The sequence below is a fragment of the Pseudonocardia sp. ICBG162 genome, from assembly GCF_020496225.1.
GTDB classification, from domain to species: domain Bacteria; phylum Actinomycetota; class Actinomycetes; order Mycobacteriales; family Pseudonocardiaceae; genus Pseudonocardia; species Pseudonocardia alni.
This window is the reverse complement of sequence record NZ_JAHLJD010000017.1, coordinates 39,762-60,874: the sequence shown is the minus strand read 5'-3', so window position 1 is coordinate 60,874 and position 21,113 is coordinate 39,762. Positions and strand designations below refer to the sequence as shown.

Here is a 21,113-nt window from a genome sequence, read left to right as displayed (position 1 = left end):
GCTCAGGCGTCGACGGGGACCCGGGCGTCGCCCAGGCGGACCGGCAGCGTCCGGTAGCCGCGCAGCACCCGGGTCCCGCGCAGCTCGGCCGGGCCGTCGGCGCGCAGGTCGGGGTAGCGGTCGAACAGTGCCCGCAGCCCGACCTCGCCCTCCATCTTCGCCAGCGCCGCACCCAGGCAGTAGTGGATCCCCTGGCTGAACGCCACGTGCCGGTCCGCGCCCGCGCGCCCGACGTCGAACCGGGCGGGGTCGGGGAACACGTCCGGGTCGCGGTTCGCGCCGCCGAGGTGGGTGAGCACCAGCGCGCCCCGCTTGACCGGGAACCCGCACACCTCGGTGTCGCGCGCGGCGACGCGCCCGGTGCGCTGGACGGGGGAGTCGTAGCGCAGGACCTCGTCGACGGCGTTCGGCCACAGCGCCGGGTCGGCCTGCAGCCGGGCGAGCTCGTCGGGGTGGGTCAGCAGCAGTCGGGTGCCGTTGCCGATGAGGTTGACCGTCGTCTCGAACCCGGCGGCGAGCAGCAGCATCGCCAGCGACAGCAGCTCGTCGTGGGTGAGCCGGCCCTCCTCCTGGTCGTAGGCGGCGACCAGCGAGGACAGGATGGAGTCGTTGGGCTCGCGGCGCAGCCGCTCGAAGTGCCCGGTCATCCAGTCGGTGAGGGCATCGATGTCGCGCTCGGTGCGGCGGAACGTCGCGTAGTCCAGGCCCATGTCGAGGGAGTAGGCGCCGCCCTCGCCCCACTCGAGGAACTTCTCCCGCATCTCCACCGGCGCCCCGAGCATCTCGACGATGACGGTCGCGGGCAGCAGTGAGGCGTAGCCGGAGATGACGTCGGCCCGCCGGTCGGCGCCGGTGCGGGCCTCCAGGTCGGCGAGCAGCTGTGCGGCGACCTCCTCGGTGCGCCCGCGCAGCGACGAGATCGCCTTGGCGCTGAACGAGCGGGTGACCAGCTTGCGGACCCGGTTGTGGTCCGGCGGGTCGATCGACAGCAGCGACGGCGGCTCGGCCGGCCCGAGCGGCCAGGTCCCGCCCGCGGCGAGCAGCGCGCGCAGCAGGCCCGGCGCGTTCTCCGGCATGCGCAGCCCGACGCAGAAGTCGGGGCTGCGCAGCACCTCGGTGGTGATCTCGTGGTCGACCGTGGTCCAGGTCAGCGCGGAACGCACCATCCGGCCCTGTCCACGGATCTGCTCGTAGGCCGGGTACGGGTCCCGGACCGCGTCCGGGTTGATGATCATGTGCGCGCCCAGGTCACCCTTGGCCGCCTGACGGGTCACCTCCCGCCGCATCGCCCCGTGCCGCAGCACCCACCGGATCCACCGTCGTACTCCTCGCGATGCCGCCATCCCGGCCTCCCCGCCTCGTCGTCGAGCTCGGTTCCGAAGCTACCAGGAGTAAGTTACCGCGGGTAGGTACGTTTCCGGCCCCGGCGGACGGTGGGCCGGACCCCACCGGGTACCAATGGCGGGTGACCGCCGTCGGGGAGCCGCGCCTGCTCGCGGTCAGTGACCTGCACGTGCGGCACGCGGAGAACGCCGACATCGCCGCGGGGCTGCACCCGGGACACCCGGGGGACTGGCTGATCGTCGCGGGTGACGTCGACGAGCGGATCGAGAGCGTCGTCGCCACGCTCGCCGTGCTGCGGGAGCGTTTCACGCAGGTGCTGTGGACCCCGGGCAACCACGAGCTCTGGACCCGCGCCAAGAACGCCCGGGCCGACGCGGTCGAGCAGCTCGCCGGCGTCGCCCGCTACGACGAGCTGGTCCGTCGCTGCCGGGATGTCGGGGTGCTGACCCCGGAGGACGCGTGGCCGGTGTGGGACGGCCCGGGTGGACCGGCCGTCGTCGCGTCGCTGTTCGTGCCCTACGACTACTCGTTCCTGCCCGCCGGCACCACGACGTCGGAGGAGGGGCTGGCCGCGGCCTACGCCGCCGGTGTCGTCTGCACCGACGAGTACCTGCTCCATCCGGCCCCGTACGCCACGCGGGCCGAGTGGTCCGCGGCCCGGGTAGCCTCGACGGCGGCCCGCCTCGACGCGCTCGACCCGGACCTGCCGACGGTGCTGGTCAACCACTGGCCCCTGGTCCGCGAGCCCTGCGACGTCCTCTGGTACCCGGAGTTCGCGCTCTGGTGCGGCACGACGGCGACGGCCGACTGGCACCGCCGCTACCGGGCGCGGGTGGTCGTGCACGGCCACCTGCACATCCCGCGGACGGTCACCGTCGACGGCGTCCCGTTCGTCGAGGTGTCGCTGGGCTACCCGCGGGAGTGGCGACGCCACTCCGAGCGCGTCGGCGGCCACTTCCCGGACCTGTTGCCGCGCACAGTGTTGCCCGCGTCATAGTTAGGTAAGGCTTACCTTGCTATAGCCTCGGGGTCCGTCGACACCCGAGGAGAACGATGACTGCGCTGCGCGTCGCCGTGATCGGCGCCGGTCCGGCCGCCATCTACGCCGCCGACACCCTGCTGAAGTCCGATGCCGACGTCGCCGTGGACCTGTTCGAGAAGCTGCCCGCCCCGTTCGGGCTGGTCCGCTACGGCGTCGCCCCGGACCACCCGCGGATCAAGCAGATCGTGCACGCCCTGCACCGCGTGCTGGACCGCCCCGGCGTGCGGCTGTTCGGCAACGTCCACTTCGGGACCGACATCACCCTGTCCGACCTGCGCGACCACTACGACGCGGTCATCGCGGCCACCGGCTGCGAGCGGGACCGGGACCTCGACGTCCCCGGCGTCGACCTGCCGGGCAGCCACGGCGCCGCCCGCTTCGTGCAGTGGTACGACGGCCACCCCGACGTGCCCCGGGACTGGACGCTCGACGCGTCGTCGGTCGCGGTGATCGGTGCCGGGAACGTGGCCCTGGACGTCGCCCGGATCCTGGCGAGCACCGCCGAGGGCCTGTCGGGCACCGAGATCCCGGACTCGGTCCACGCCGGGCTCGCGGTCAACCCGGCCACCGACGTGCACGTGTTCGCCCGCCGCGGGATCGCGCACGCCCGGTTCAGCCCGATGGAGCTGCGCGAGCTCGACCACGTGCCGGGCGTCGAGGTGGTCGTCGACCCGGCCGACGTCGAGTTCGACGACGTCGCCGCCGCCGAGGTCCGCTCGGCCAAGCACGTCGAGATGGTGGTGCGGACCCTGCAGGGGTGGGCGCTGCGCGACCGGCGCGGCGATCCCCGCCGGGTGCACCTGCACTTCCTCTCGCGCCCCGAGCGGATCCTCGGCACCGACCGCGTCGAGGGCATCCGGATCGAGCGCACCGAGTACACCGGCCACGGCGACGTCCGCGACACCGGCGAGTTCACCGACATCCCGGTCGGTGCGGTCTACCGGGCGATCGGCTACACCGGCTCGCACCTGGCCGGGCTGCCCTTCGACCACGAGCGCGGCGTGCTGCCGCACCGCAAGGGGCGGGTGCACGACATCGACGGTCAGGAACTGCCCGGCGTCTACGCCGTCGGCTGGATCAAGCGCGGCCCGGTCGGGCTGATCGGGCACACCAAGGGCTGCGCCTCGGAGACCGTCGCGAGCCTGCTGGTCGACGCGCCGCAGCTGCCCCGGGCGCCCCGCCGCGACCCGGCCGAGGTCGACGCGCTGCTGGAGCGCCGGGGCGTGGCGTACACGACCTGGACCGGCTGGCTCGCGCTCGACAAGCACGAGCGCGGCCTCGGCGAGGCACGCGGCCGCGAGCGGACGAAGGTCGTGCCGCGCGAGGACATGGTGGAGATCAGCAGGACGGGATGACCCTCCGGCCCACGACGCCGGATGCCGGGGTGGGTGGTCGCGGAACCCCGCGGCCGCCCACCCGATCACTCCCGCGGGTCCCGCGGCGCGGGCAGTGCCCGCGGGGCCCGGCGCCCGACCGGTTCGCGCCGTCCCCGCTCCCGGGACGGGACGAACAGCCACCACAGGATCCACAGCCCCGGGCCGCTGGTCAGCAGGATCGCGGTGGCCAGCCAGCCGTCGCGCCACAGGGCGCCGGCGACGATCCAGCCCGCGATCCACACCACCATCGCGACGAGCCGGATCCGGATGCGACGACCGTGCTCGACCGTCAGCGGCTCGGTCAGGTCGGTGACGACCTGGACCCGTTCGCGACGGCGGTGGCGCATGCCTCCCGACGCTACGCGGGCCTAGTACTACAGTCGCGTTTATGGGTTGTGGCTGCGGTGTTGGTAGTGGTGCTGTTGGGCGGTGTGTTGGTGTCTTCGTCGCCAGCGTGAGCGGCGCAGCACGTGGCCGGGGTCGGCGATCGTGTCCAGTGCGAGGGTGGCGATGAGGTGGCGGATCTCGGGCAGGCTCAGCGCGATGAGCTCGCCGCTGTCGGCGTGGAGAGCCCCCTTTTTGACCGTGTCACGGTGAGGAAGGCGTGCGCGAGCATGGAGAGAGTGATGTGCCGGTACCAGCCGGTGTATTGCCGGACTTGGTAATGATCGAGGCCGGTCTGGCCTTTCGCGGTCTGGAAGGTCTCCTCGATCGCCCACCGCGCGCCGGCGACCCGGGCCAGCTCGCTGAGCGCGACTCGCTTGGGCGTGTGGCAGAGGTAGTACGCCAGCTCTGAGGGGGCAGTCAGGCTGCGGCGGGCCAGCAGCCAGTACTCGGCGTCGGGATCGCGTTCCCCGTTGATCCGCGCCCGCGCCCACGCGTAGCGACGGTCGCCCTTCGATCCGGCGCCGGCTGACCTGCTGCGCCACGCGGTGGCCGGCAGTCCTGCGATGAGCGCGTCGGCCCGGTACTCGCTCCCGATGATCGACGAGGTGGTCTTGGCGATCACGCGCTGGTTGGAGGGGATCGCGAGCACGTAGCTCATCTGACGGTCTTCGAGGCTCTTGCGGAGCCGGTAGTGCTGTCCGTAGACGGCATCGCCGGTCACCCACGACGCCGGAACCCCGCCGTCGATCGCGCGGGCGATCATCTCGACCGCCAGCTCGGGCTTGGTGCGGAACTCACGATCAGCAGGGATCCCCGCACGGTCACATCGGGGGCGATCCTCGGTCCACGCCTTCGGCAGATACAGCTCCCCGTCCAGGAACGTCCGCCCATGCGGCGTCGCATAGGTCAGGAACACACCGACCTGCGCGTTCTCAATCCGACCCGCCGTGCCGGTGTATTGCCGCGCGACACCCGCCGACCGGTCTCCCTTCTTCAGGAACCCGGTCTCGTCGACGACGAGGATCCCAGCCCGGTCGCCCAGGTGCGCAACGACATACGTGCGCAGATCGTCCCGCACTGCATCGGGATCCCAGTCCGTCGTCGACAGCAGCCGCTGCATCGGATCCGGCACCGGCTGACCGGCCTGCTCGGAGATCGTCCACGAGTTCTTCCGCTCCCGCTCCGAGAGCAGCCCCCGCACATACGCGACCGCGTTCGCCCGCGGCTCCGAACGCGCGAACCGCGACCCAATCAACCGCGCGATCTCGTCCAGACCCGCCGCCCACTCCCGCACATCCGCCACACCAATATCGTCACCCACCGCCAAGGGTTAACACAGTCACGAACACCAGAACCGGAAACACACCGATCACCCTCAACATAAACGCGACTGTAGTACTAGCCGCGCGTGCGCTCCCCGAAGCGGCGGCGGAACTTCTCGACCTGGCCCGCGGCGTCGAGCACCCGGGCGTTGCCCGTCCAGAACGGGTGCGACGCCGAGGTCGTGTCCACCTTGATCAGGGGATAGGTGTTCCCGTCCGACCACTCGATCGTCTCGCGCGAGGTCTCGGTCGACCGGGTCAGGAACTCGTCGCCGGTGGACGTGTCGCGGTAGACGACCGGACCGTACGGGGGGTGGATGCCGGGCTTCACGGTGTTCCTCCTGCTTCGCGGGTGTTACCGTCGACTGTAATCGACAACGATTACTGTTTGCAGGAAGGGGTGCCGGTGGACGGGTTCACGGTGGTCCGGTGCGGGGCCTGCGCCCACGCGCCGTCGGGGTTCGACGAGGACGCGCACGGCACCGTCGCGGCCCTGCCCGGCGTCGACGAGGTGCTGGTCGAGGGTCTGCGTGCGGTGGTGCAGGACAGTGCCCAGGGGGTGCTCGTGACCGCGGGGTGCCGGCTCGGGCCGGGGGTCTGCGCGGCGCGGCGGCCCGGGCTGATGGTGCTGGTGCAGGCGTGCGACGCCGCCCGCACCCGTCCCGAGTCGCCGGTGGTCGCGGTCGGCCCGGTCCGCAGCACCGACGACGTGCGTGCGGTGACCCGTTGGCTCCAGGACGGCGGCGCCCCCGACCCGCAGGCGCTGCCCGCGCGGCTGCGCTGCGCGATCACCCCGGAGACCGCCCGCGGCTAGTTGTGATGCCCAGCCAGGTTGTTCAACCTGGTGATGGGTGTGGCCTTTCCGATTGCCGAGTGGGGCCTGTGGTGGTTGTAGTCGTGGACCCATGCTGGCAGAGCCGCGAGTCGGGCTGACTCGGAGTTGTAGAGCTTCTTGAAGGCCCAGCCCTCGGCCAGGGTCCTGTGGAAGCGCTCGATCTTCCCGTTCGTCTGCGGCCGGTAGGGCCGTGTCTTTTTCGGGGTGATGCCCAGCTCGGCACAGGTGTCGCGCCAGAGATGAGACTTGTAGCAGCCGCCGTTGTCGCTGAGCACGCGTTTGACCGTGACACCGCGGCAGGCGAACCAGGCGACCGCGTTACGCAGGACCGCGGCCGCGGTCTGCTTGGTCTCGTCCTCGTGTGCTTCGACATAGGCGACTCGAGAGTGATCGTCGATGACGGTGTGCAGGTAGCAGGTGCCCAGCAGAGGCTGGTGGTACCGACTCCTGGGCAGACCGGTTCGTGTCGAGGTCACCGCACGGTTCTTCTCGCCTTGTCGACGACCGACGTAGCGCCATCCGCCTCCGTCGGGGACCTTGCCGAGCTTCTTGACATCGACGTGGATCAAGTCGCCGGGCGCCTCGTGCTCGTAGCGGCGGATCGGCTCGCCAGTAGCCCGGTCGATGTGGGTGAGCCGGTTGATGCGACAGCGCACGAGCACGGCGTGCACGGTCGAGGACGCCATGTCGAGCCGGTCGCCGATCTCGACCGGTCCCAGGCGCTGCTTCCAGCGCAGGTGCACGATCTTGCGGACCACCGGCGCCGGCGTGCGGTTCGGCTGGTGACGGGGGGCCGAGGACCGGTCGTGCATCCCGGCCGGGCCTTCATCGCGGTAGCGCTGGGCCCACTTGTTCGCAGTCCGCCACGAGACGTCGTAGCGCTCGGCGGCGCGGGCCACAGACCAGCCTAGATCGACGACCAAGCGAGCGAGTCGGAGTCGGGCACGACAGGTGAGCGCGGCATTGGAGTGGGTAGCGTGGGACACGAAGGCCTCCTGGGTGCGGAGCGGTTCCTCGACAGCTCCACTCCACACCCGGGAGGCCTTCGCCCATCTACAGATCAGACCGTGTCGTCACACGATCTCGACCAACGTGCCTGGGCATCACAGCTAGTGCTTGCGGACCACCTCCTCGGTCCCACCGGCCCGCCACACGGTGACGTCCATGTGGCCGCCGCCGACCCGGACCGAGGACCCGCTCAGGATGTCGGCGGCCGGGAAGAAGCCGAACTCCCGGCCGCGCAGGTCGAGCCCGATCTCCTCGTACCGCGCCTCGGCGAAGCGCTGGTGCAGCTCCGGGTCGCGCACGTCGTGCACGGTGCCCCAGATCTTGGCATCGCCCTCGGTGACCCGGGAGTCGACGGTCGCGGTGTGCAGGGTGAACCGCGGGTCGCGGCGCAGGTCGTCGAACTTGCGGGTCCCGGGCATGCCGCTCAGCCACAGCTCGCCCTCGAACACCCGCGGTTCGACGGGGGACACCCGGGGGAAGCCGTCCGCGCGCAGGGTGCCCAGCATGGCGAGGCTCCCGGCGGCGGCGTGGCGGCGCGCGAAAACCTCGGAGATCGTGGGCGCCGCGGTCACGAACTCCGTCCATGTCGTCATGGCGGCACGGTAGGGCAGGGCACCGACGATTCCGCTCGCGCGAACGGGTGCCGGTCGGCCAGGGTCGGGGCGTGAGCACCCTGCGCCGGGACCCGATGCCGTTGCGCGGCCGCACCGCGCTCGTGACCGGAGGCGGCCGGCGCGGCGGGATCGGGCATGCGACCGCCTGCCGGCTCGCCGCGTACGGCGCGGCCGTCGTCGTGCACCACTTCGCCCCGCACGACGCGGCGCAGGAGTGGGGTGCCGACGACGTCGACGCCGCTCTCGCGCAGGTCCGGGGGCACGCGACGGCGCCGGTCGCCGGGGTGCACGCCGACCTCGCCGACCCGGCCGCGCCGCAGCTCCTGCTCGACGCCGCCCGGGAGCTCGCCGGGCCGGTCGACCTGCTCGTCGCCAACCAGGCCCTGTCGGGTTCCGACGGTCCGCTGGGGGAGCTGTCCGAGGAGCTGGACCGGCACTGGGCGGTCGACGCCCGCGCGTCGATCCTGCTGGTCCAGGCATGGGCGAACGCGCACGACGACACCCGCCCCGGCGGCGCGGCCGTCCTGCTCACCTCGGGGCAGGCACGCGGGCCGATGCCCGGCGAAGTGGCCTACGCCGCGGCGAAGTCGGCCGTCGCGGGCATCACCCCGACCCTCGCCGACCAGCTCGCGGACCGACGTCTGCGGGTCAACACGGTGAACCCGGGGCCGGTCGACACCGGCTACCTCGGCGCGGAGGCGTTCCGGGCGATGGCCCCGATGTTCCCGTTCGGCCGGTTCGGCGAGCCCGACGACCCGGCCCGGCTGATCGCGTGGCTGTGCACCGACGAGGCGGCCTGGATCACCGGACAGGTGATCGACTCGGAGGGTGGGTTCGCCCGGCACCGGAACGGGTGGCGACCCTGGTGATGTGGAGCGGACGACGGGATTCGAACCCGCGACCCTCACCTTGGCAAGGTGATGCGCTACCAGCTGCGCTACGTCCGCAGTCGCACCGTCCCCGGCGCGTGCCGGCCCACGATAACGCACTCGCTCCCGGGCGCCGCGCCGCACCCCCGGCGATGATCAGTACGTGGCCGGGTCCGCGGGTACCCCGCTGTCATGAGCGGACGGTTGGACGGGACGACGGTGATCGTGACGGGTGCGTCGAGCGGAATCGGTGAGGCGACCGCCCGGGCGCTGGCCGCCGAGGGGGCGACGGTGGCGCTGCTGGCCCGGCGCCGGGAGCGCCTCGAGGAGCTGGCGACGGAGCTGCCGAGGGCGTCGGTGCACCCGGTGGACGTCACCGACGACGACGCGCTGCACGCCGCCGTCGCGGCGGTGGTCGAGCAGCACGGCGGGCTGGACGTCCTCGTCAACAACGCCGGCTCCGGGTCCTGGGGCCCGGCGGCCGAGGCCGACGTCGCGGACTGGCGCACGATGATCGACGTCAACCTCACGGGCGTCCTGTCGACGACGCACGCGGCCCTGCCGCACCTGGCGACGGCGGCCGGTGGGCCGCGCGGCGTCGCCGACGTGGTGACGATCAGCTCGGTGGCCGGGCGCCGGGTCCCGTCGCCGGAGAGCAACGTCTACGCGGCCACCAAGCACGGGGTCGGCGCGTTCTGCGAGGCGCTGCGCCAGGAGTACGCCGAACGCCACGTGCGGGTCGGCCTCGTGGAGCCCGGCCTGGTCGCCTCGGAGATGACGACCTCGGGTGCGGAGTACGCGCCGGACGCGACCTCGAAGGGCGAACGCGGGGTGCTGGAGCCCGCCGACATCGCCGACGCCGTCGTCTACATCGTGACCCGCCCGCGGCATGCGGCGGTCAACGAGATGCTCGTGCGCCCGGTGGAACAGGTGCGCTGAGCCCTCAGTCGACTGTCCAGTTCCCGTCGGCGGTGATGACGAGCAAAAGGCGCCCACCGTCGGCGGGAAGTATGACGGTCCCCTCGTACGCGCCGATCTCGTTCACGACCAGGTCGGAGTCGGAGCCGCTGATGGCGTACACGACGAAGTTGCTGTCGCCATCGTGCGTGAGGCGGGCGACGTCGCGAGGGGAGTCGACCATGATGACGTCGTCCGCGGAGCCCTTCACCGGGAAGGAGCCGACCTCGCGTGCCGTGTCGATGCCTCCGATCGTCAGCGTCCATGCGGCGTCCGCAGTGATCTGGAGCCGAGTGAGGGGAGCAGTCGACGACGATCCCCGGATGCCGTACAAGGTCGTCCCGGAATAGCTCCCGATCTCGTTGACGAGGGTGTCCTCGTCCGACTTGACGATCACATTGCTGGAGCAGTCCTTGCAGGAGAACGTGACGACCGCCGTGTCACGGGGAGAGTCGAGGCGCACGACCTCGTCTCCTGTCCCCGTGAAGCTCTGCGGCGCAGGATCCGGAGGCGGTGCTGACGTCGTCGGGGCGCTGTAGGCGTAGGTCGGTGCGGCAGCCGCAGGTGCCGCGGCCGTGTCGGTCTGAGCGCTGTCGCGCGGGCCGGTGGACACGACCGCCGCGCCGATGACCGCCATCGTCGCCACCACTCCGATGGCCAAGGCGAGCGTCCAGCGCGGACCGCGGACGCGGGGCGGGACCACGGGGGTGGATTCGGTGGTGCGCTGGGCCGGAATGGCCCACCACGGAGCCTGCCCAGCCGGCGGATCGAACTGCGGAGCAGGGGAGGAGTCGGGCGACTGGTGCGGACGTGCACCGTGGCGCTGCTGCGGACTGGTCATCGTGTACCCCGGAACTGCTCCGTCGTCGTGGGGGTGTGGACCTTCATTAGCCCCGGCTGGGCATCTTCGTCAATGTTGATGAGTCCGGAAAGCAGAATCCCCGGGGCCGGACTTCCGGCCCCGGGGATCCGGGAATGGTGCGCGATACTGGGATTGAACCAGTGACCCCTACCGTGTCAAGGTAGTGCTCTCCCGCTGAGCTAATCGCGCGAGGCGGCGGCGGGAATCGAACCCGCGTACAGGGCTTTGCAGGCCCTTGCCTAAGCCACTCGGCCACGCCGCCGGAAACCGGCCTGCTGTCGGGGCCCGGCAGAGCGGACGACGGGATTCGAACCCGCGACCCTCACCTTGGCAAGGTGATGCGCTACCAGCTGCGCTACGTCCGCATGTCGCACCGTTCCCGAGGCGTTTCCGCAAGTTCCCGGTGCGTTGGGAGAACAGTAGCGCACCGTCCGTGGCCGCTGTCGAGGGGGTACCCGATGATCGTCCGTCCAGGTCAGCGGCGCCACGACGGCCGGAGGCGGCCGGGGGAGCGCGCCGCGGGCATTCGGCCGACCGCGTCGTCGCATCCGCTCGTGCCCGGGCACATCCGGAAAAGCGAGATCCCCGGGGCCGATGTGCGGCCCCGGGGATCCGGGAAATTGGTGCGCGATACTGGGATTGAACCAGTGACCCCTACCGTGTCAAGGTAGTGCTCTCCCGCTGAGCTAATCGCGCGTGGGAAGAGAAGTCTCCGAGCGGACGACGGGATTCGAACCCGCGACCCTCACCTTGGCAAGGTGATGCGCTACCAGCTGCGCTACGTCCGCACCGTGCACCGCGTCCCGGGCCGTGAGGCCCGTCCGCGGTGCGGTGAGAGAACACTAGCACCCGCCCCGAGGGGGGTCCGACCGCCCCCTCTCTCCACCACCGGATGTCCTCTCACGTGCGGAGACGGGCTCCGCCCGGTGGTGGGGTACGTCGGGTCAGTCCCGGGCGGTGGTGTCGAGCAGGTCCGCGAGGGCGGCGTCGAAGTCGAGCCACGAGTACTCGGCGGCGGCGGGCACGGCGTCGTAGGTCGCCTGCAGGAACTCCGACAGCGTCGCCGCGGAGGTGGTGAACAGGGCGTGGCCCGAGGGGGAGGTGAGCTCGAGCTCGATCCGGGTCGGGTCGTCGCTCATCGGCTGCACCCGGACGTCGCCGGTGCCGGCGGAGTCGACCAGGCCGTCGCCGAGCAGGTCGCGGGCGAAGACCCAGTCGACCGTGGTGTCGTGGCCGGTCTTGAACGAGGCCTGCACGGCGTAGGGGTCGCGGCTCGTGTAGGACAGTTCGACCTTCACAGGCACGACAGGCGCGTCCGGAGCGATGAGCTCGAACATGGCCGTCGCCCGGATCGTCTTGGACTCGTCGCGCATCGGTGATCCTCTTTCGTGGGGGCGTTGCGTGGGGCGTCAGTGTGGGAACGAGAGAGAAGGCCTCGGGGTGACGGGTTCGATGCGCAAGAACGTGGATCACCGTGGGATGACCCCCGATCGAGTCACAACGGTGTAACTCGCTGCGTGCGACGACAGGGCTGAACGGGCTTGGCGACGTCCTGGCGTGTGAGCCGGGAAGCCCATGACGACTACTCTCGTCGGAGTCCGAACCGGAACGGGTTCGGGCACCGAATACAGCAATCGTGAGGACAACGCTGGTGGCAGGCATCGCCGATCCGCCGGACCGCCCCGAGCACGGGCGGGCCGTCGGCGCTGCCGCGCGCCGTGACCCGTCGCGTCGTGACGACGCCGGGGACACGCGACTCGTGCAACGGATCGTGTCCGGCGACTCGACCGCACTGGGTGAGCTGTACGACCGCTTCGGGCGTCAGGCCTACTCCCTCGCACGGCGCATCTGTGCCGACGAGGGGCTGGCCGAGGACGTCGTGCAGGAGGTCTTCCTGGCCTTCTGGCGCGACCCGTCGCGCTTCGACCCGGCCAAGGGCCGCTTCGGCACCTGGCTGCTGACCCTGGTGCACCACAAGTCCGTCGACGCCGTCCGCCGGGAGAGCGCCATCCGGCGCCGCACCGTCCCGGCGTCGGACGACGGCGCGGAGTGGAACGCCCCGCCCGGCCCGGGCGCCGACGAGGGGGCCATCGGCGCGCTCGTCGCGGGCCAGGTGCGCGACGCGCTCGGTCAGCTGCCCGCCGACCAGCGGAAGGTCCTCGCGCTGGCGTACTACGGCGGCTACACCCAACGCGAGGTGGCCGCGATGACCGGGGTGCCGCTGGGCACCGTGAAGTCCCGCATGTTCACCGGGGTGGCCAAGCTCCGGAACCTGCTGGGACCCGTGCTCGGGGAGGCCGGGGGAGACCTGGCAGGAGGGCTGTCGTGAACGGCAACGAGGGGAGGGCCTGTCCGATGAACGAACAGACGGTCGGGTGGGCGCTCCACGCTCTCGAGCCCGACGAGGAGATCGAGGTGGTGCAGCACCTCGAGGGCTGTGACGAATGCCGACGGCTCGCCGCGGACGTCGCCGAGACGACGACCGTGCTCGGGAGCGCGGTGCCGCAGGTCGAGCCGCCGCCGTCGCTGCGGGAGTCGATCCTGGAGCAGGCCCGGCAGGCCCCGCAGGTCGGACGCGAGTCCGACCGCGCGGTGCCGCGGCACGCCCTGCGCGACGAGACGTCCTCCGCCGACGGCGCCGCCTACGAGGGGTCGCGGGCCGGCGACGCCGCGCCGCGCGCCCGCCCTGCACGGTCGGAGCGGTCCACCGGGCCCGCGACACGCCCGTCGGGAGGCGCCGGACGAGGTCCGGCCCGGAACGGGTGGCTGCGCCGCCCCGGACGGGTACTGGTCGCCGCAGCCGTCGCACTCGCGGTGATCGTGGGCGGGGGAGCGGCGTTCGGGCAGATCCAGTCGTTGCAGGCCGAGCGGGACGCGAGCCTCGCGCAGGCCCAGGAGCTGCGCGACGTGCTCTCCGCCATCGCACAGCCCGGCACACCGCACGCCTTCCTCTCCGCGGAGCCGGGGGCGCCGATGGTGGCCGCGGTCGTCGTGAAGGACGGACAGCGCCAGGTCATGCCGATGGGGCTGGACCCCAACGAGACCGCGGACCAGACCTATGTCCTGTGGGGACTCAACGGTGACGGAACTCCGCGCGCGGTCGGCACGTTCGACGTGCGAGCGGGGCAGTCGGGACCGGTGTCCGTAGAATCGCCCGACAGCGGGACCTACGGGACATACGCCGTCTCGCTCGAGCGCGGAAGGGAGGCTCCCCCCGCGCCGACCAAGGTAGTCGCGGCCGGGCAGGTGGAGACCTGAGTACGACGGAGAAGAACGACGTCGGTGTGCCGGCGTCCGGGAGGACCACCTCCGGGCGCCGGTACACCGGCATCCGCAAGAAGTACCGGCGGGCGAAGGTCCGCTACCGCGCGTTCCGGGCCCGCGTGGCCCGCAACCCGGTGCTGGACCTGACCTACCGCATCACCATGGGGGTCCTGGGCACCGCGATCGTGATCATCGGGATCATCGCGCTGCCCGCGCCGGGCCCCGGCTGGGCGATCATCTTCCTCGGCCTGGGCGTGCTCGCCGCCGAGTTCAGCTGGGCGCAGCGGCTCCTGCACTGGGTCCGTGTCCGCTACGACGGCTGGGTGGCCTGGATGGGCCGCCAGAACCGTGTCGTGCAGCTGCTGGTGATGACGCTGATCCTCGGCACGGTCGCGGTGTGCGCGTGGCTGTTCGGGATCTTCGAGACGGCCGGCGGCTGGGTGGGGATCCACTGGGAGTGGCTGCACTCGCCGCTGCTGCCGCTGATCCAGCCGCCGCCCCCGCCGGTGCCCGTTCCGGGATCGGAGCTGGTCACAGGCCCGCAGTGATCCACGGGTGACCCCCGTGAACGGCGGTGGGACGGGCTGTGTAGAGTTGGTTTCACCGCTGAGGGCGATTAGCTCAGGGGGAGAGCGCTTCGTTCACACCGAAGAGGTCACTGGTTCGATCCCAGTATCGCCCACGGAGGTCAGAGGCCCAATCCGAGTAATTCGGGTTGGGCCTCAGTCGTTCCCGGGGAACATTCAGGGAACATTCCCGGATCACCGCAGCACCGCCATTCCTGCGGCCGGGCCGTCGTCCTGGTCCTCGTCGTCGGGGCCGTCGGCGCCGAGCATCGAGCCGCCCAGGGCGTCGAGGATGCGGTCGTGGTTCTCGGTCCGCCGCGTGTAGAGCTGCAGCGTCGTGGTGACGCTCTCGTGGCCCATCACCCGCTGCACCATGTTCGGCGGCACGCCGTCGTCGACGAGCCAGGTGGCGTACGAGTGGCGCAGGTCGTGGAACCGCAGTCCGGTGCCCGCCGCGCTCGCCACCGCCTTGACGGCCGCCGCGTAGGTCTCGCGGACCAGTGTGTTCGCGCGTCCCTCGTCGTCGATCCAGCGGCCGGTGAACTCGTGGGAGCCGGTGTGTTCGACCGAGCCGAGCAGCCCGGCCCGGACCAGCGACGGCCGCCAGATCCGGGAGCGGAACAGTGTGCGCCGCAGCGGCTTGCCGACGGCGTTGGCGAACACCAAGCCCCGCTCGCCGAGCCCGTAGCGGGCGACGTGGTCACGCAGCTGCGGCACGAGCCAGCGGGGGAGTGGCACCGTCCTGCGGCCGGCCCCGGTCTTCGGGTACGGCTTGTAGTCGGTGTTCCCGCTGACCTCGACGACGGTGCGGATGACCCGCAGCGTCCCTCCGGCCAGGTCCAGGGCGTCGCTCTGCAACCCGACGGCCTCGCCCCAGCGCAGCCCCGTCCACGCCGTGGTGGCGACCAGCATGCGGTACCGGGCCGGGACGGCCGGGAGCAGGTCGCCCGAGAGCTGGTCACGGGTGATCACCCGGTCGTCGTGGTCGTGCTTGCGGCGGCGGGGGAGGGTCACGTCCTCGCACGGGTTGTACGGGATCAGCCGGTTCCGCACCGCCGAGCGCAGGACACCGGAGGTCAGCCGCAGCGCCTCGGCGACCGTCGCGGGGGAGCGGCGGCGACCGAGCTCACTCACCCAGCTCTGCACGGACAGGTGATCGATCTTGCCGAGCTGCCAGTCGCCCCACTGCGGGAGGACGTGGGTGCGCATGACAGAGGCGTCCCGGGCCCGGGTGGTGGACTCCCCGGTCCTGCTCGCCAGCCATGCCTCGGCGTGCTCGGCGAAGCGCTGACGGCCGGCCTGCGGGTCGACGTAGGTGCCGTTCGACGCCGTCGTCCGCACCGTCGCGAGGAAGTCCCGCGCCTCGCGCTTGGTCGCGAAGTTCTTCGACCGCTGCCGCCCGGACGGGTCGCGCCATTTGGCCCGATACTGCCCCTGCGGCGTGACGTGGATGCTCACGACGCCGACGCCATGTCGAGCAGCCAGGCGTGGAACGACTCACGCGGCACGAGCCACCGGCGGCCAAGCCGCTTGGCCGGGATCTCGCCCTTTCGGATCAGGTCGTAGGTCATCCCCAGGTTCAGCCCGAGCAGGCCGGCCACCTGACGCACGGTGTAGACCTGCGGCGCCGGGATGTCGCGCAGCGAGACCGCGTCATCGCTCCGGTCCGGTAGCCGCAGGATCGAGTGGCTTTCTGTCATCTCCGTTCCTTCCTCATCCGGCCGTGCTGGTCAGTTCCTCGCGGGCGGCGCGCCTCCTGGCCCGGGCCTGGGCGGCCGCGGTGTTGGCGAGCAGGGCGTCGGCGGTGGTGTGCCAGCCGATGCCGGCGAAGTGCAGTGCGGAGATGACGACCTCGGTGGTGTCCTCGCGCTCGTCGAGGCGCTCGACGTCGTCGGCGGCGGGGCGGGGGTCGGTGTGGTCGCGTTGCCAATCCCGGCGCGCCTGCCGCAGCGCTGTGAGGGTGGTCGAGTAGCGCCGGGAGCGGGTGGAGAAGTGCCCGGCGAACCCGAGCATGTGCGCCCACCGCCACAACCGACCCCACGAGGTCGACCAGTCCTCGGGGTCCCAGCCGCCGGGGCGCTGGCCGAGGCGCCAGCAGGCATCGATCTGACGGCCGGTGTGGGTGGTGTGGTCGGTGTAGGAGCGCACCGTGTCCGGCCGCAGCCGGGTCGAGAGGTGCCCGGCGGTCTCGGTGGCCTTCGTGGCGTACTTGGCCAGGTAGGCGGCGACGGCGGTCGTGGTGATCTCCGCGGCGTCGTCGAGGTCGCGAGCGGCCAGCCGGACCGGGCGCGGGTCGACCTGCTCACCCCACGCGATCGGCCACCCCTGCGGCCGGGAGGGGTGCGAGGCGGTGGTGAACGAGGTCTCGGTGACCGCTCCACGGAGCAGCAGTGCGACCTGGGCGGCGGAGATCCCGGGCGGGGGCGGCAGGGTCAGGTGTGTCAGGGCCGGGTCGGGGTCGCGGCCGTCGAGTCGGACCAGGGCGTGCAGGTGGACCGCGCCGCGGGCCTGGAACTCTGCGACCTTGGTGTAGGAGAGCCGCAGCTTGTGCCCGGTGAGTTTCTCGAGCTGGCGCAGGTTGCGGGTGGCGGCGATCATCGTGCGGCGCCATAGCTCGCCGACGTGCAGGTTCCACACCGCCTGGTGCGGGTGGTCGTAGCAGTCCAGGCAGAGCGGCCGCCCGACGCGCGGGTCGTCTTCGGCGTGGCGCTCCCAGCAGGCGTGCCCGGTCCCGTGCTCGCAGCTCGTCTCCTCGCGACGGGGGCGGCACGGGAGAGGCCGGCCTTTCCGGTCGGTGCGGTGGGCGTGGACCGGGCCGAACGAGGGGGCGGTGACGGTCAGGAACACGCACGGGTGCCCGGCGACGGTGGCGGGGGTGCCTTTGCCGCCGACGAGTCCGGCGGTGACGAGCTGGAAGGTGTCGGCGCGGTAGGTCTCCGCGCACGACGGACAGACGGAGGCGCGGCGGTTGCCGCAGGCGGTGTAGATCAGCCCGTCGGGCATCTCCGCGGTGTGGCGCTCGCTGGTGATGCGGCCGGTGGCTTCCTCGACCCGGAATACCGTCCCGGACAGCCGGATCGGGTGGGCGCACCCGGCAGCGGGGGTGACGTGGCGCAGCCACCCAACGAAGTCCTCGCGGCGTCCGGCGGCGGTAACGAGGTCGGCGGCGGGGGTGGTTCCGGCCAGGCGGGACAGGCGTCGGGCCGCGAGGCTGTCGACGGTCGCGGATCCGTGGCCGGTGTTCATCACGCCACCCGAGCCACAGCGGTGCCGGTGTACTCGCGGGCGGTATGAGCCCAGTCGGCGGCAGCGCGCAGGGCGCCGGCCTCGGCGTCGGACACAGCCGCGACGTAGACGAGCGGGATCGTGTGGTCGGCGACGGCGCTGCGGGCGAGCACAGACCACCAGCGGGCGTCGCGGGCGTGCAACGTCGCGAGAGCGTCGGCCCACTCAGCGGCGGTGACGTCTCCGTGCTCGTAGCGGGCGCTGACCTGACGGCGAGCAGCCGCGCACCGGCGCAGCCCGGCGTGGACCAGCTCGGCCGTCGTCAGGCGGGCGGTCATGCGGCACCACCGGTGGTGTCGTCGAGGTCCTGGCCGTGGGCGATCCCGGCGGCGAGCCGTCGCATGGCGGCACGGTCGGCCAGGGCGTAGACCTGCTCGTCGGACAGATGCGCAGCCTTGATCCGGCGCGGGACACCACCCTCGGCGAGCAGGAACCCGATGCCCTTGGTCTCCGGCGCCACCGAGGCCGCGGAGTGACCACGGGACGCCCAGCCGTGCCCGAGCACGATGTCCGACGACGCGTCGGTCGTGCAGCGGAACGCCCACCGGTACCCGAACAAATCCCGCAGCGACGTCGGGATGATGTCCGACGAAGGACGCTGCGTCGCCGCAACCACGATGATCCCCGCCGCACGGCCCCGAGCCACCAGGTCCCGCACGAGGACCGAGAACGCTTCCTGCTCGCGCTTGGTCCCGACCGTCGCCGAGAAGTACGCCAGTTCGTCGAGGACGACCACGATCGGCGCGACGCCGTCGGCGGGGGCGATCTTGCGGCGGCGATCGTCGTCGAGGACGGCGTAGCGGGAGTCCATCTCCGACTGCAGGTCCAGCAGAGCGGCGATGGCCTCGTCGAGGCTGTTGGCAACGAACCGGTCCGCACACGACCGCCACAAGCCGAGTTCGACGATCTTGCCGTCGAACAACCACAGGCGGCAGTCGATCGCGAGGGCGGCGTGGGCGACGATGTTGTTCAGGCCCACCGACTTGCCCGCGCCGGGCTCCCCGGCGAGCAGCATGTTGCGGTAGATCAGCGGGACCCGGACCGGACGGCCGTCCTCGCCGGTGCCGAGGTGGATCGGCTCCCAGATCGACGGCCCGTCATCGGTGCGGCGCTCGCGGCGGTGGGCGCGGTACTCATCGGCCCAGCGGCGCAGGACCAGCAGCGGGCGCACCAGCCGACCCGACGCATCCTCGTCATCGGTGATCAGCGGTAGGGGCTGTGTGGGCGGGTGCTCAGACATACTCCGACCAGTCCCCACCACGCCCGCCGTCGGACGGGCTGTCGAACGCGGGCTGCGGTGCCGCGGGCAGCACGAGGCGGGACGGCTCCCGGCGCGGGGTCGGAACGTCGGAGTCGGGGCCGTCGTGGGTGGGCCAGCCCGGGTCGTGGATGTCGCCGGAGGCGTAGCGGAACAGGTCCGAGCGGATCAGGTTCGGCGCCAGCGGGTCGCGGCGGATGATCTCGACCCGCACGACGTTGGTGAACCGCGGCCACACCACCACCCGCGCCTCACGGGCGAAACACGCCGACGCCAGCTACTCCGCCTGATCCGCGACGGCGTGCGGGGCGATCCCAGCCCGCAGCACCACCCACACGACCTCACCAACCCGCGTCGGACGAGCCCACACCGTCAACGGGCACGCCCGCGAGCGGGAGTTCAGGACCCGGCACTCGACCAGGACCTGACGGACACGGTGGCGGGTGAGTACGGCCTGGGCGCGGTGGAACAGGAACCGCCGCGTCCACGGCAGCCCCGCCAGCACCAGCCCGACCGCGACGAACAGCGCGACCCGCGCCGTGGTGTCGAAGCCGGTGCCCGGGACGGCGAGGAATCGGCCGGCCTCGTCGCGGACGTGATCCGGGCCCAGCGCCACCCACGCCCACACCGCGACGGCGAGGACGAACAGCTCGGCGCGCAGCCGCAGTAGCAGGGCGGCGACGCGGACGGCAGGGTTGGCGGGCGGGGCGGAGATGATCTCGAAGGAGTCCACACGGGACTTCCCGGCACCGAAGGTGCGAGCAGGAGCGGCGTTGCGAGCCATGACAGGGCCTTCCGGACGCGGGGCGAGCGACGGGGCGGGGAGCGGCGAGGCGCCGGGGTGCGGGCCGGGACTCCGGGGAAGACAGCCCCGACCCGCACCGCCGACAGACGGGGTCAGGACGCCTTGGACGCCGGGGCGTGGGCGGGCTCGATCCGGTCGGCCTTGAACGCCACACCGGCCCGCTGGCCCTGCTGCCACGGGATCGCGATCAGCCCCACCGGGCGCACCTCCGCGCCCTGCTCGACCTGCGGGGCGCCCGGGGTGGTGATGGTCAGGATCTCCGCGCCCTCGGCGTCGACCTTGACCAGCTGCGTGGTGAACAGCGGCGTCCCGGTCTGACGGTCGGTGCGCTGACGGCCGTCCATGTCGTTCTTCGGACGCGGAGCCGCGCCCACGGTGTAGCGGGTGCCGGTGGTGTCGACCTTGATCGTTGCCATGACCGTCCTCCAGGGACTGAATCGGGATGGCCCTCGTAGCGGGGCAGGTCCAAGACTCCGGAAATCACCGGGACGGCCCGACCACACAGAGGGACATCTCAGGACGTCTCAGCTAGAATCAAGACGTCCCAGCTCGTGTCCACGGAGGGGTACGGCAATGGCGAACGAGCGACTGCGCGACGCGCTGATGAGCGCCGGCCTCACGCCCGCGACGGCGGCCGAGCAGATCGGTGTGGACGCCAAGACCGTCGAGCGGTGGGCCACCCAGGGCCGCACCCCGTACGCCCGGCACCGGGCCGCGCTCTCGGCGCTGGTCGGGCAGAGCGAGTCCTACCTGTGGCCCGCAGCGGTGCCGCCGGAGCGGCAGGCGAGGATCGCGGCCTCGGAGATCGTCGCCGCCTACCCGCACCGGGGAGCGGTCCCGGCCGAGCTGTGGGACGAGTTGCTCGCCGCGGCGACGGACCGGATCGACGTCCTGGTCCACGCCGGCCAGTTCCTCATCGAGCGTCCGGACTTCATTCGCACCGTGGCTGAGAAGGCCGGGGCCGGAGTGACCGTGCGGATCAACTTCGGCGACCCCGACAGCGACGCTGTCGAGCTGCGCAGCCAGGAGGAACGCCTCGGGACTGGGACGCTGGCCGCGCGGATCCGCTACGGGCTGGCCGCGTACCGGCCGCTACTGGACACCCCGGGCATCGAGTTCCGGTTCCACACGACCACGCTCTACAACTCGATCTTCCGGTTCGACGACCAGGCCATCATCAACACCCACGTCTACGGGGTCCCCGGCGCCCACGCCCCGGCGCTACATCTGCGCAAGCTCGGCGCCGGGGACCTGTTCGACACCTATGCGCGTAGTTTCGTCGACGTGTGGAGCACCTCGACCCCAGCGCATTGGTGACC

The 21,113-nt window shown here is 71.9% G+C and carries 25 protein-coding genes and 7 tRNA genes; 10 read left to right on the top strand and 22 right to left on the bottom strand.

All coding sequences use genetic code 11. The features are described from left to right. Positions 1–2: 2 nt before the first annotated feature. Positions 3–1,304, bottom strand: a complete 1,302-nt coding sequence (locus tag KPL60_RS14340) for a cytochrome P450 (protein ID WP_226366139.1) — start codon at positions 1,302–1,304, stop codon at positions 3–5. Positions 1,305–1,465: 161 nt separating this feature from the next. Between KPL60_RS14340 and KPL60_RS14335 the strand changes: the two genes are divergently transcribed. Both KPL60_RS14335 and KPL60_RS14330 read left to right on the top strand, forming a co-directional pair. Beyond that, a complete protein-coding gene (locus KPL60_RS14335; protein WP_226366138.1) occupies positions 1,466–2,341 on the top strand; it encodes a metallophosphoesterase in 876 nt (291 codons plus the stop codon). Positions 2,342–2,397: 56 nt separating this feature from the next. Next, positions 2,398–3,741, top strand: a complete 1,344-nt coding sequence (locus KPL60_RS14330; RefSeq protein ID WP_226357661.1) for an FAD-dependent oxidoreductase — start codon at positions 2,398–2,400, stop codon at positions 3,739–3,741. A 65-nt stretch (positions 3,742–3,806) separates the two neighbouring features. On the opposite strand, the gene KPL60_RS14325 is transcribed toward KPL60_RS14330, so the two are convergent. The 3 genes from KPL60_RS14325 to KPL60_RS14315 form a co-directional block, all read right to left on the bottom strand. Further along, positions 3,807–4,109: a hypothetical protein gene (locus tag KPL60_RS14325; RefSeq protein ID WP_226357660.1), complete on the bottom strand. Its 303-nt coding sequence runs from the start codon at positions 4,107–4,109 to the stop codon at positions 3,807–3,809. 188 nt (positions 4,110–4,297) lie between these two features. Continuing rightward, entirely contained in the window at positions 4,298–5,452 is a 1,155-nt protein-coding gene (locus KPL60_RS14320; RefSeq protein ID WP_374228582.1) for an IS701 family transposase, read from the bottom strand. 95 nt (positions 5,453–5,547) lie between these two features. Further along, positions 5,548–5,802 carry a type B 50S ribosomal protein L31 gene (locus KPL60_RS14315; protein ID WP_226357659.1) on the bottom strand — a complete coding sequence of 85 codons (255 nt, stop codon included), beginning with the start codon at positions 5,800–5,802 and terminating at the stop codon, positions 5,548–5,550. Positions 5,803–5,877: 75 nt separating this feature from the next. On the opposite strand from KPL60_RS14315, the gene KPL60_RS14310 reads away from it, so the two are divergent. Continuing rightward, positions 5,878–6,285, top strand: coding sequence for a hypothetical protein (locus KPL60_RS14310; protein WP_226357658.1), 408 nt, complete (start codon positions 5,878–5,880; stop codon positions 6,283–6,285). Here KPL60_RS14310 and KPL60_RS14305 read toward each other — a convergent pair. Then, positions 6,282–7,292 (bottom strand): IS481 family transposase, encoded by a 1,011-nt coding sequence (locus KPL60_RS14305; protein ID WP_226366137.1) that lies wholly within the window; start codon positions 7,290–7,292, stop codon positions 6,282–6,284. The genes KPL60_RS14310 and KPL60_RS14305 overlap by 4 nt on opposite strands. A gap of 123 nt (positions 7,293–7,415) precedes the next feature. Continuing rightward, positions 7,416–7,907, bottom strand: coding sequence for a pyridoxamine 5'-phosphate oxidase family protein (locus tag KPL60_RS14300; protein ID WP_226366136.1), 492 nt, complete (start codon positions 7,905–7,907; stop codon positions 7,416–7,418). 71 nt (positions 7,908–7,978) lie between these two features. Between KPL60_RS14300 and KPL60_RS14295 the strand changes: the two genes are divergently transcribed. Continuing rightward, positions 7,979–8,797: an SDR family oxidoreductase gene (locus tag KPL60_RS14295; protein WP_226366135.1), complete on the top strand. Its 819-nt coding sequence runs from the start codon at positions 7,979–7,981 to the stop codon at positions 8,795–8,797. A 2-nt stretch (positions 8,798–8,799) separates the two neighbouring features. On the opposite strand, the gene KPL60_RS14290 is transcribed toward KPL60_RS14295, so the two are convergent. Then, a tRNA-Gly gene (locus KPL60_RS14290) sits at positions 8,800–8,875 on the bottom strand. A 114-nt stretch (positions 8,876–8,989) separates the two neighbouring features. Between KPL60_RS14290 and KPL60_RS14285 the strand changes: the two genes are divergently transcribed. Beyond that, positions 8,990–9,736: an SDR family oxidoreductase gene (locus KPL60_RS14285; RefSeq protein WP_226357655.1), complete on the top strand. Its 747-nt coding sequence runs from the start codon at positions 8,990–8,992 to the stop codon at positions 9,734–9,736. 4 nt (positions 9,737–9,740) lie between these two features. On the opposite strand, the gene KPL60_RS14280 is transcribed toward KPL60_RS14285, so the two are convergent. The 7 genes from KPL60_RS14280 to KPL60_RS14250 form a co-directional block, all read right to left on the bottom strand. Then, positions 9,741–10,595 (bottom strand): hypothetical protein, encoded by an 855-nt coding sequence (locus tag KPL60_RS14280; RefSeq protein ID WP_226357654.1) that lies wholly within the window; start codon positions 10,593–10,595, stop codon positions 9,741–9,743. Positions 10,596–10,730: 135 nt separating this feature from the next. Beyond that, positions 10,731–10,805 (bottom strand) — tRNA-Val (locus tag KPL60_RS14275). Position 10,806: 1 nt separating this feature from the next. Then, positions 10,807–10,878, bottom strand: a tRNA-Cys gene (locus KPL60_RS14270). Positions 10,879–10,908: 30 nt separating this feature from the next. After that, positions 10,909–10,981, bottom strand: a tRNA-Gly gene (locus tag KPL60_RS14265). Between the two features lie 256 nt (positions 10,982–11,237). Beyond that, positions 11,238–11,312 (bottom strand) — tRNA-Val (locus KPL60_RS14260). A 19-nt stretch (positions 11,313–11,331) separates the two neighbouring features. Further along, a tRNA-Gly gene (locus tag KPL60_RS14255) sits at positions 11,332–11,404 on the bottom strand. Positions 11,405–11,560: 156 nt separating this feature from the next. After that, positions 11,561–11,989, bottom strand: a complete 429-nt coding sequence (locus tag KPL60_RS14250) for an SsgA family sporulation/cell division regulator (protein WP_020624097.1) — start codon at positions 11,987–11,989, stop codon at positions 11,561–11,563. Between the two features lie 278 nt (positions 11,990–12,267). Here KPL60_RS14250 and KPL60_RS14245 point away from each other — a divergent pair, with 278 nt between their 5' ends. The 4 genes from KPL60_RS14245 (at position 12,268) to KPL60_RS14230 (ending at position 14,562) form a co-directional block, all read left to right on the top strand. Next, a complete protein-coding gene (locus KPL60_RS14245; protein WP_226366134.1) occupies positions 12,268–12,945 on the top strand; it encodes an RNA polymerase sigma factor in 678 nt (225 codons plus the stop codon). Positions 12,946–12,971: 26 nt separating this feature from the next. After that, positions 12,972–13,874 (top strand): anti-sigma factor, encoded by a 903-nt coding sequence (locus tag KPL60_RS14240; protein WP_226366133.1) that lies wholly within the window; start codon positions 12,972–12,974, stop codon positions 13,872–13,874. 26 nt (positions 13,875–13,900) lie between these two features. Continuing rightward, positions 13,901–14,428: a TIGR02611 family protein gene (locus KPL60_RS14235; protein WP_226366132.1), complete on the top strand. Its 528-nt coding sequence runs from the start codon at positions 13,901–13,903 to the stop codon at positions 14,426–14,428. Positions 14,429–14,490: 62 nt separating this feature from the next. Further along, positions 14,491–14,562 (top strand) — tRNA-Val (locus KPL60_RS14230). 79 nt (positions 14,563–14,641) lie between these two features. Here KPL60_RS14230 and KPL60_RS14225 read toward each other — a convergent pair. The 8 genes from KPL60_RS14225 to KPL60_RS14190 form a co-directional block, all read right to left on the bottom strand. Further along, a complete protein-coding gene (locus KPL60_RS14225) occupies positions 14,642–15,904 on the bottom strand; it encodes a site-specific integrase (protein WP_226366131.1) in 1,263 nt (420 codons plus the stop codon). Further along, positions 15,901–16,146: a helix-turn-helix domain-containing protein gene (locus KPL60_RS14220; protein ID WP_226366130.1), complete on the bottom strand. Its 246-nt coding sequence runs from the start codon at positions 16,144–16,146 to the stop codon at positions 15,901–15,903. Before KPL60_RS14220 ends, KPL60_RS14225 begins: the two co-directional genes overlap by 4 nt. Before the next feature lie 13 nt (positions 16,147–16,159). After that, entirely contained in the window at positions 16,160–17,692 is a 1,533-nt protein-coding gene (locus KPL60_RS14215; RefSeq protein ID WP_226366129.1) for a replication initiator, read from the bottom strand. Next, positions 17,692–18,009, bottom strand: a complete 318-nt coding sequence (locus tag KPL60_RS14210) for a hypothetical protein (protein WP_226366128.1) — start codon at positions 18,007–18,009, stop codon at positions 17,692–17,694. Before KPL60_RS14210 ends, KPL60_RS14215 begins: the two co-directional genes overlap by 1 nt. Further along, a complete protein-coding gene (locus KPL60_RS14205) occupies positions 18,006–18,902 on the bottom strand; it encodes an FtsK/SpoIIIE domain-containing protein (RefSeq protein WP_226366127.1) in 897 nt (298 codons plus the stop codon). The genes KPL60_RS14210 and KPL60_RS14205 overlap by 4 nt, the downstream gene beginning before the upstream one ends. Positions 18,903–18,963: 61 nt before the next feature. Further along, positions 18,964–19,233 (bottom strand): hypothetical protein, encoded by a 270-nt coding sequence (locus KPL60_RS14200; protein WP_226366126.1) that lies wholly within the window; start codon positions 19,231–19,233, stop codon positions 18,964–18,966. 33 nt (positions 19,234–19,266) lie between these two features. Continuing rightward, entirely contained in the window at positions 19,267–19,773 is a 507-nt protein-coding gene (locus KPL60_RS14195; protein ID WP_226366125.1) for a hypothetical protein, read from the bottom strand. Positions 19,774–19,886: 113 nt separating this feature from the next. After that, positions 19,887–20,210: a hypothetical protein gene (locus KPL60_RS14190; RefSeq protein ID WP_226366124.1), complete on the bottom strand. Its 324-nt coding sequence runs from the start codon at positions 20,208–20,210 to the stop codon at positions 19,887–19,889. A gap of 157 nt (positions 20,211–20,367) precedes the next feature. On the opposite strand from KPL60_RS14190, the gene KPL60_RS14185 reads away from it, so the two are divergent. Continuing rightward, complete coding sequence (locus tag KPL60_RS14185; protein ID WP_226366123.1) at positions 20,368–21,111, top strand: XRE family transcriptional regulator; 744 nt, start codon at positions 20,368–20,370, stop codon at positions 21,109–21,111. Positions 21,112–21,113 lie beyond the last annotated feature (2 nt).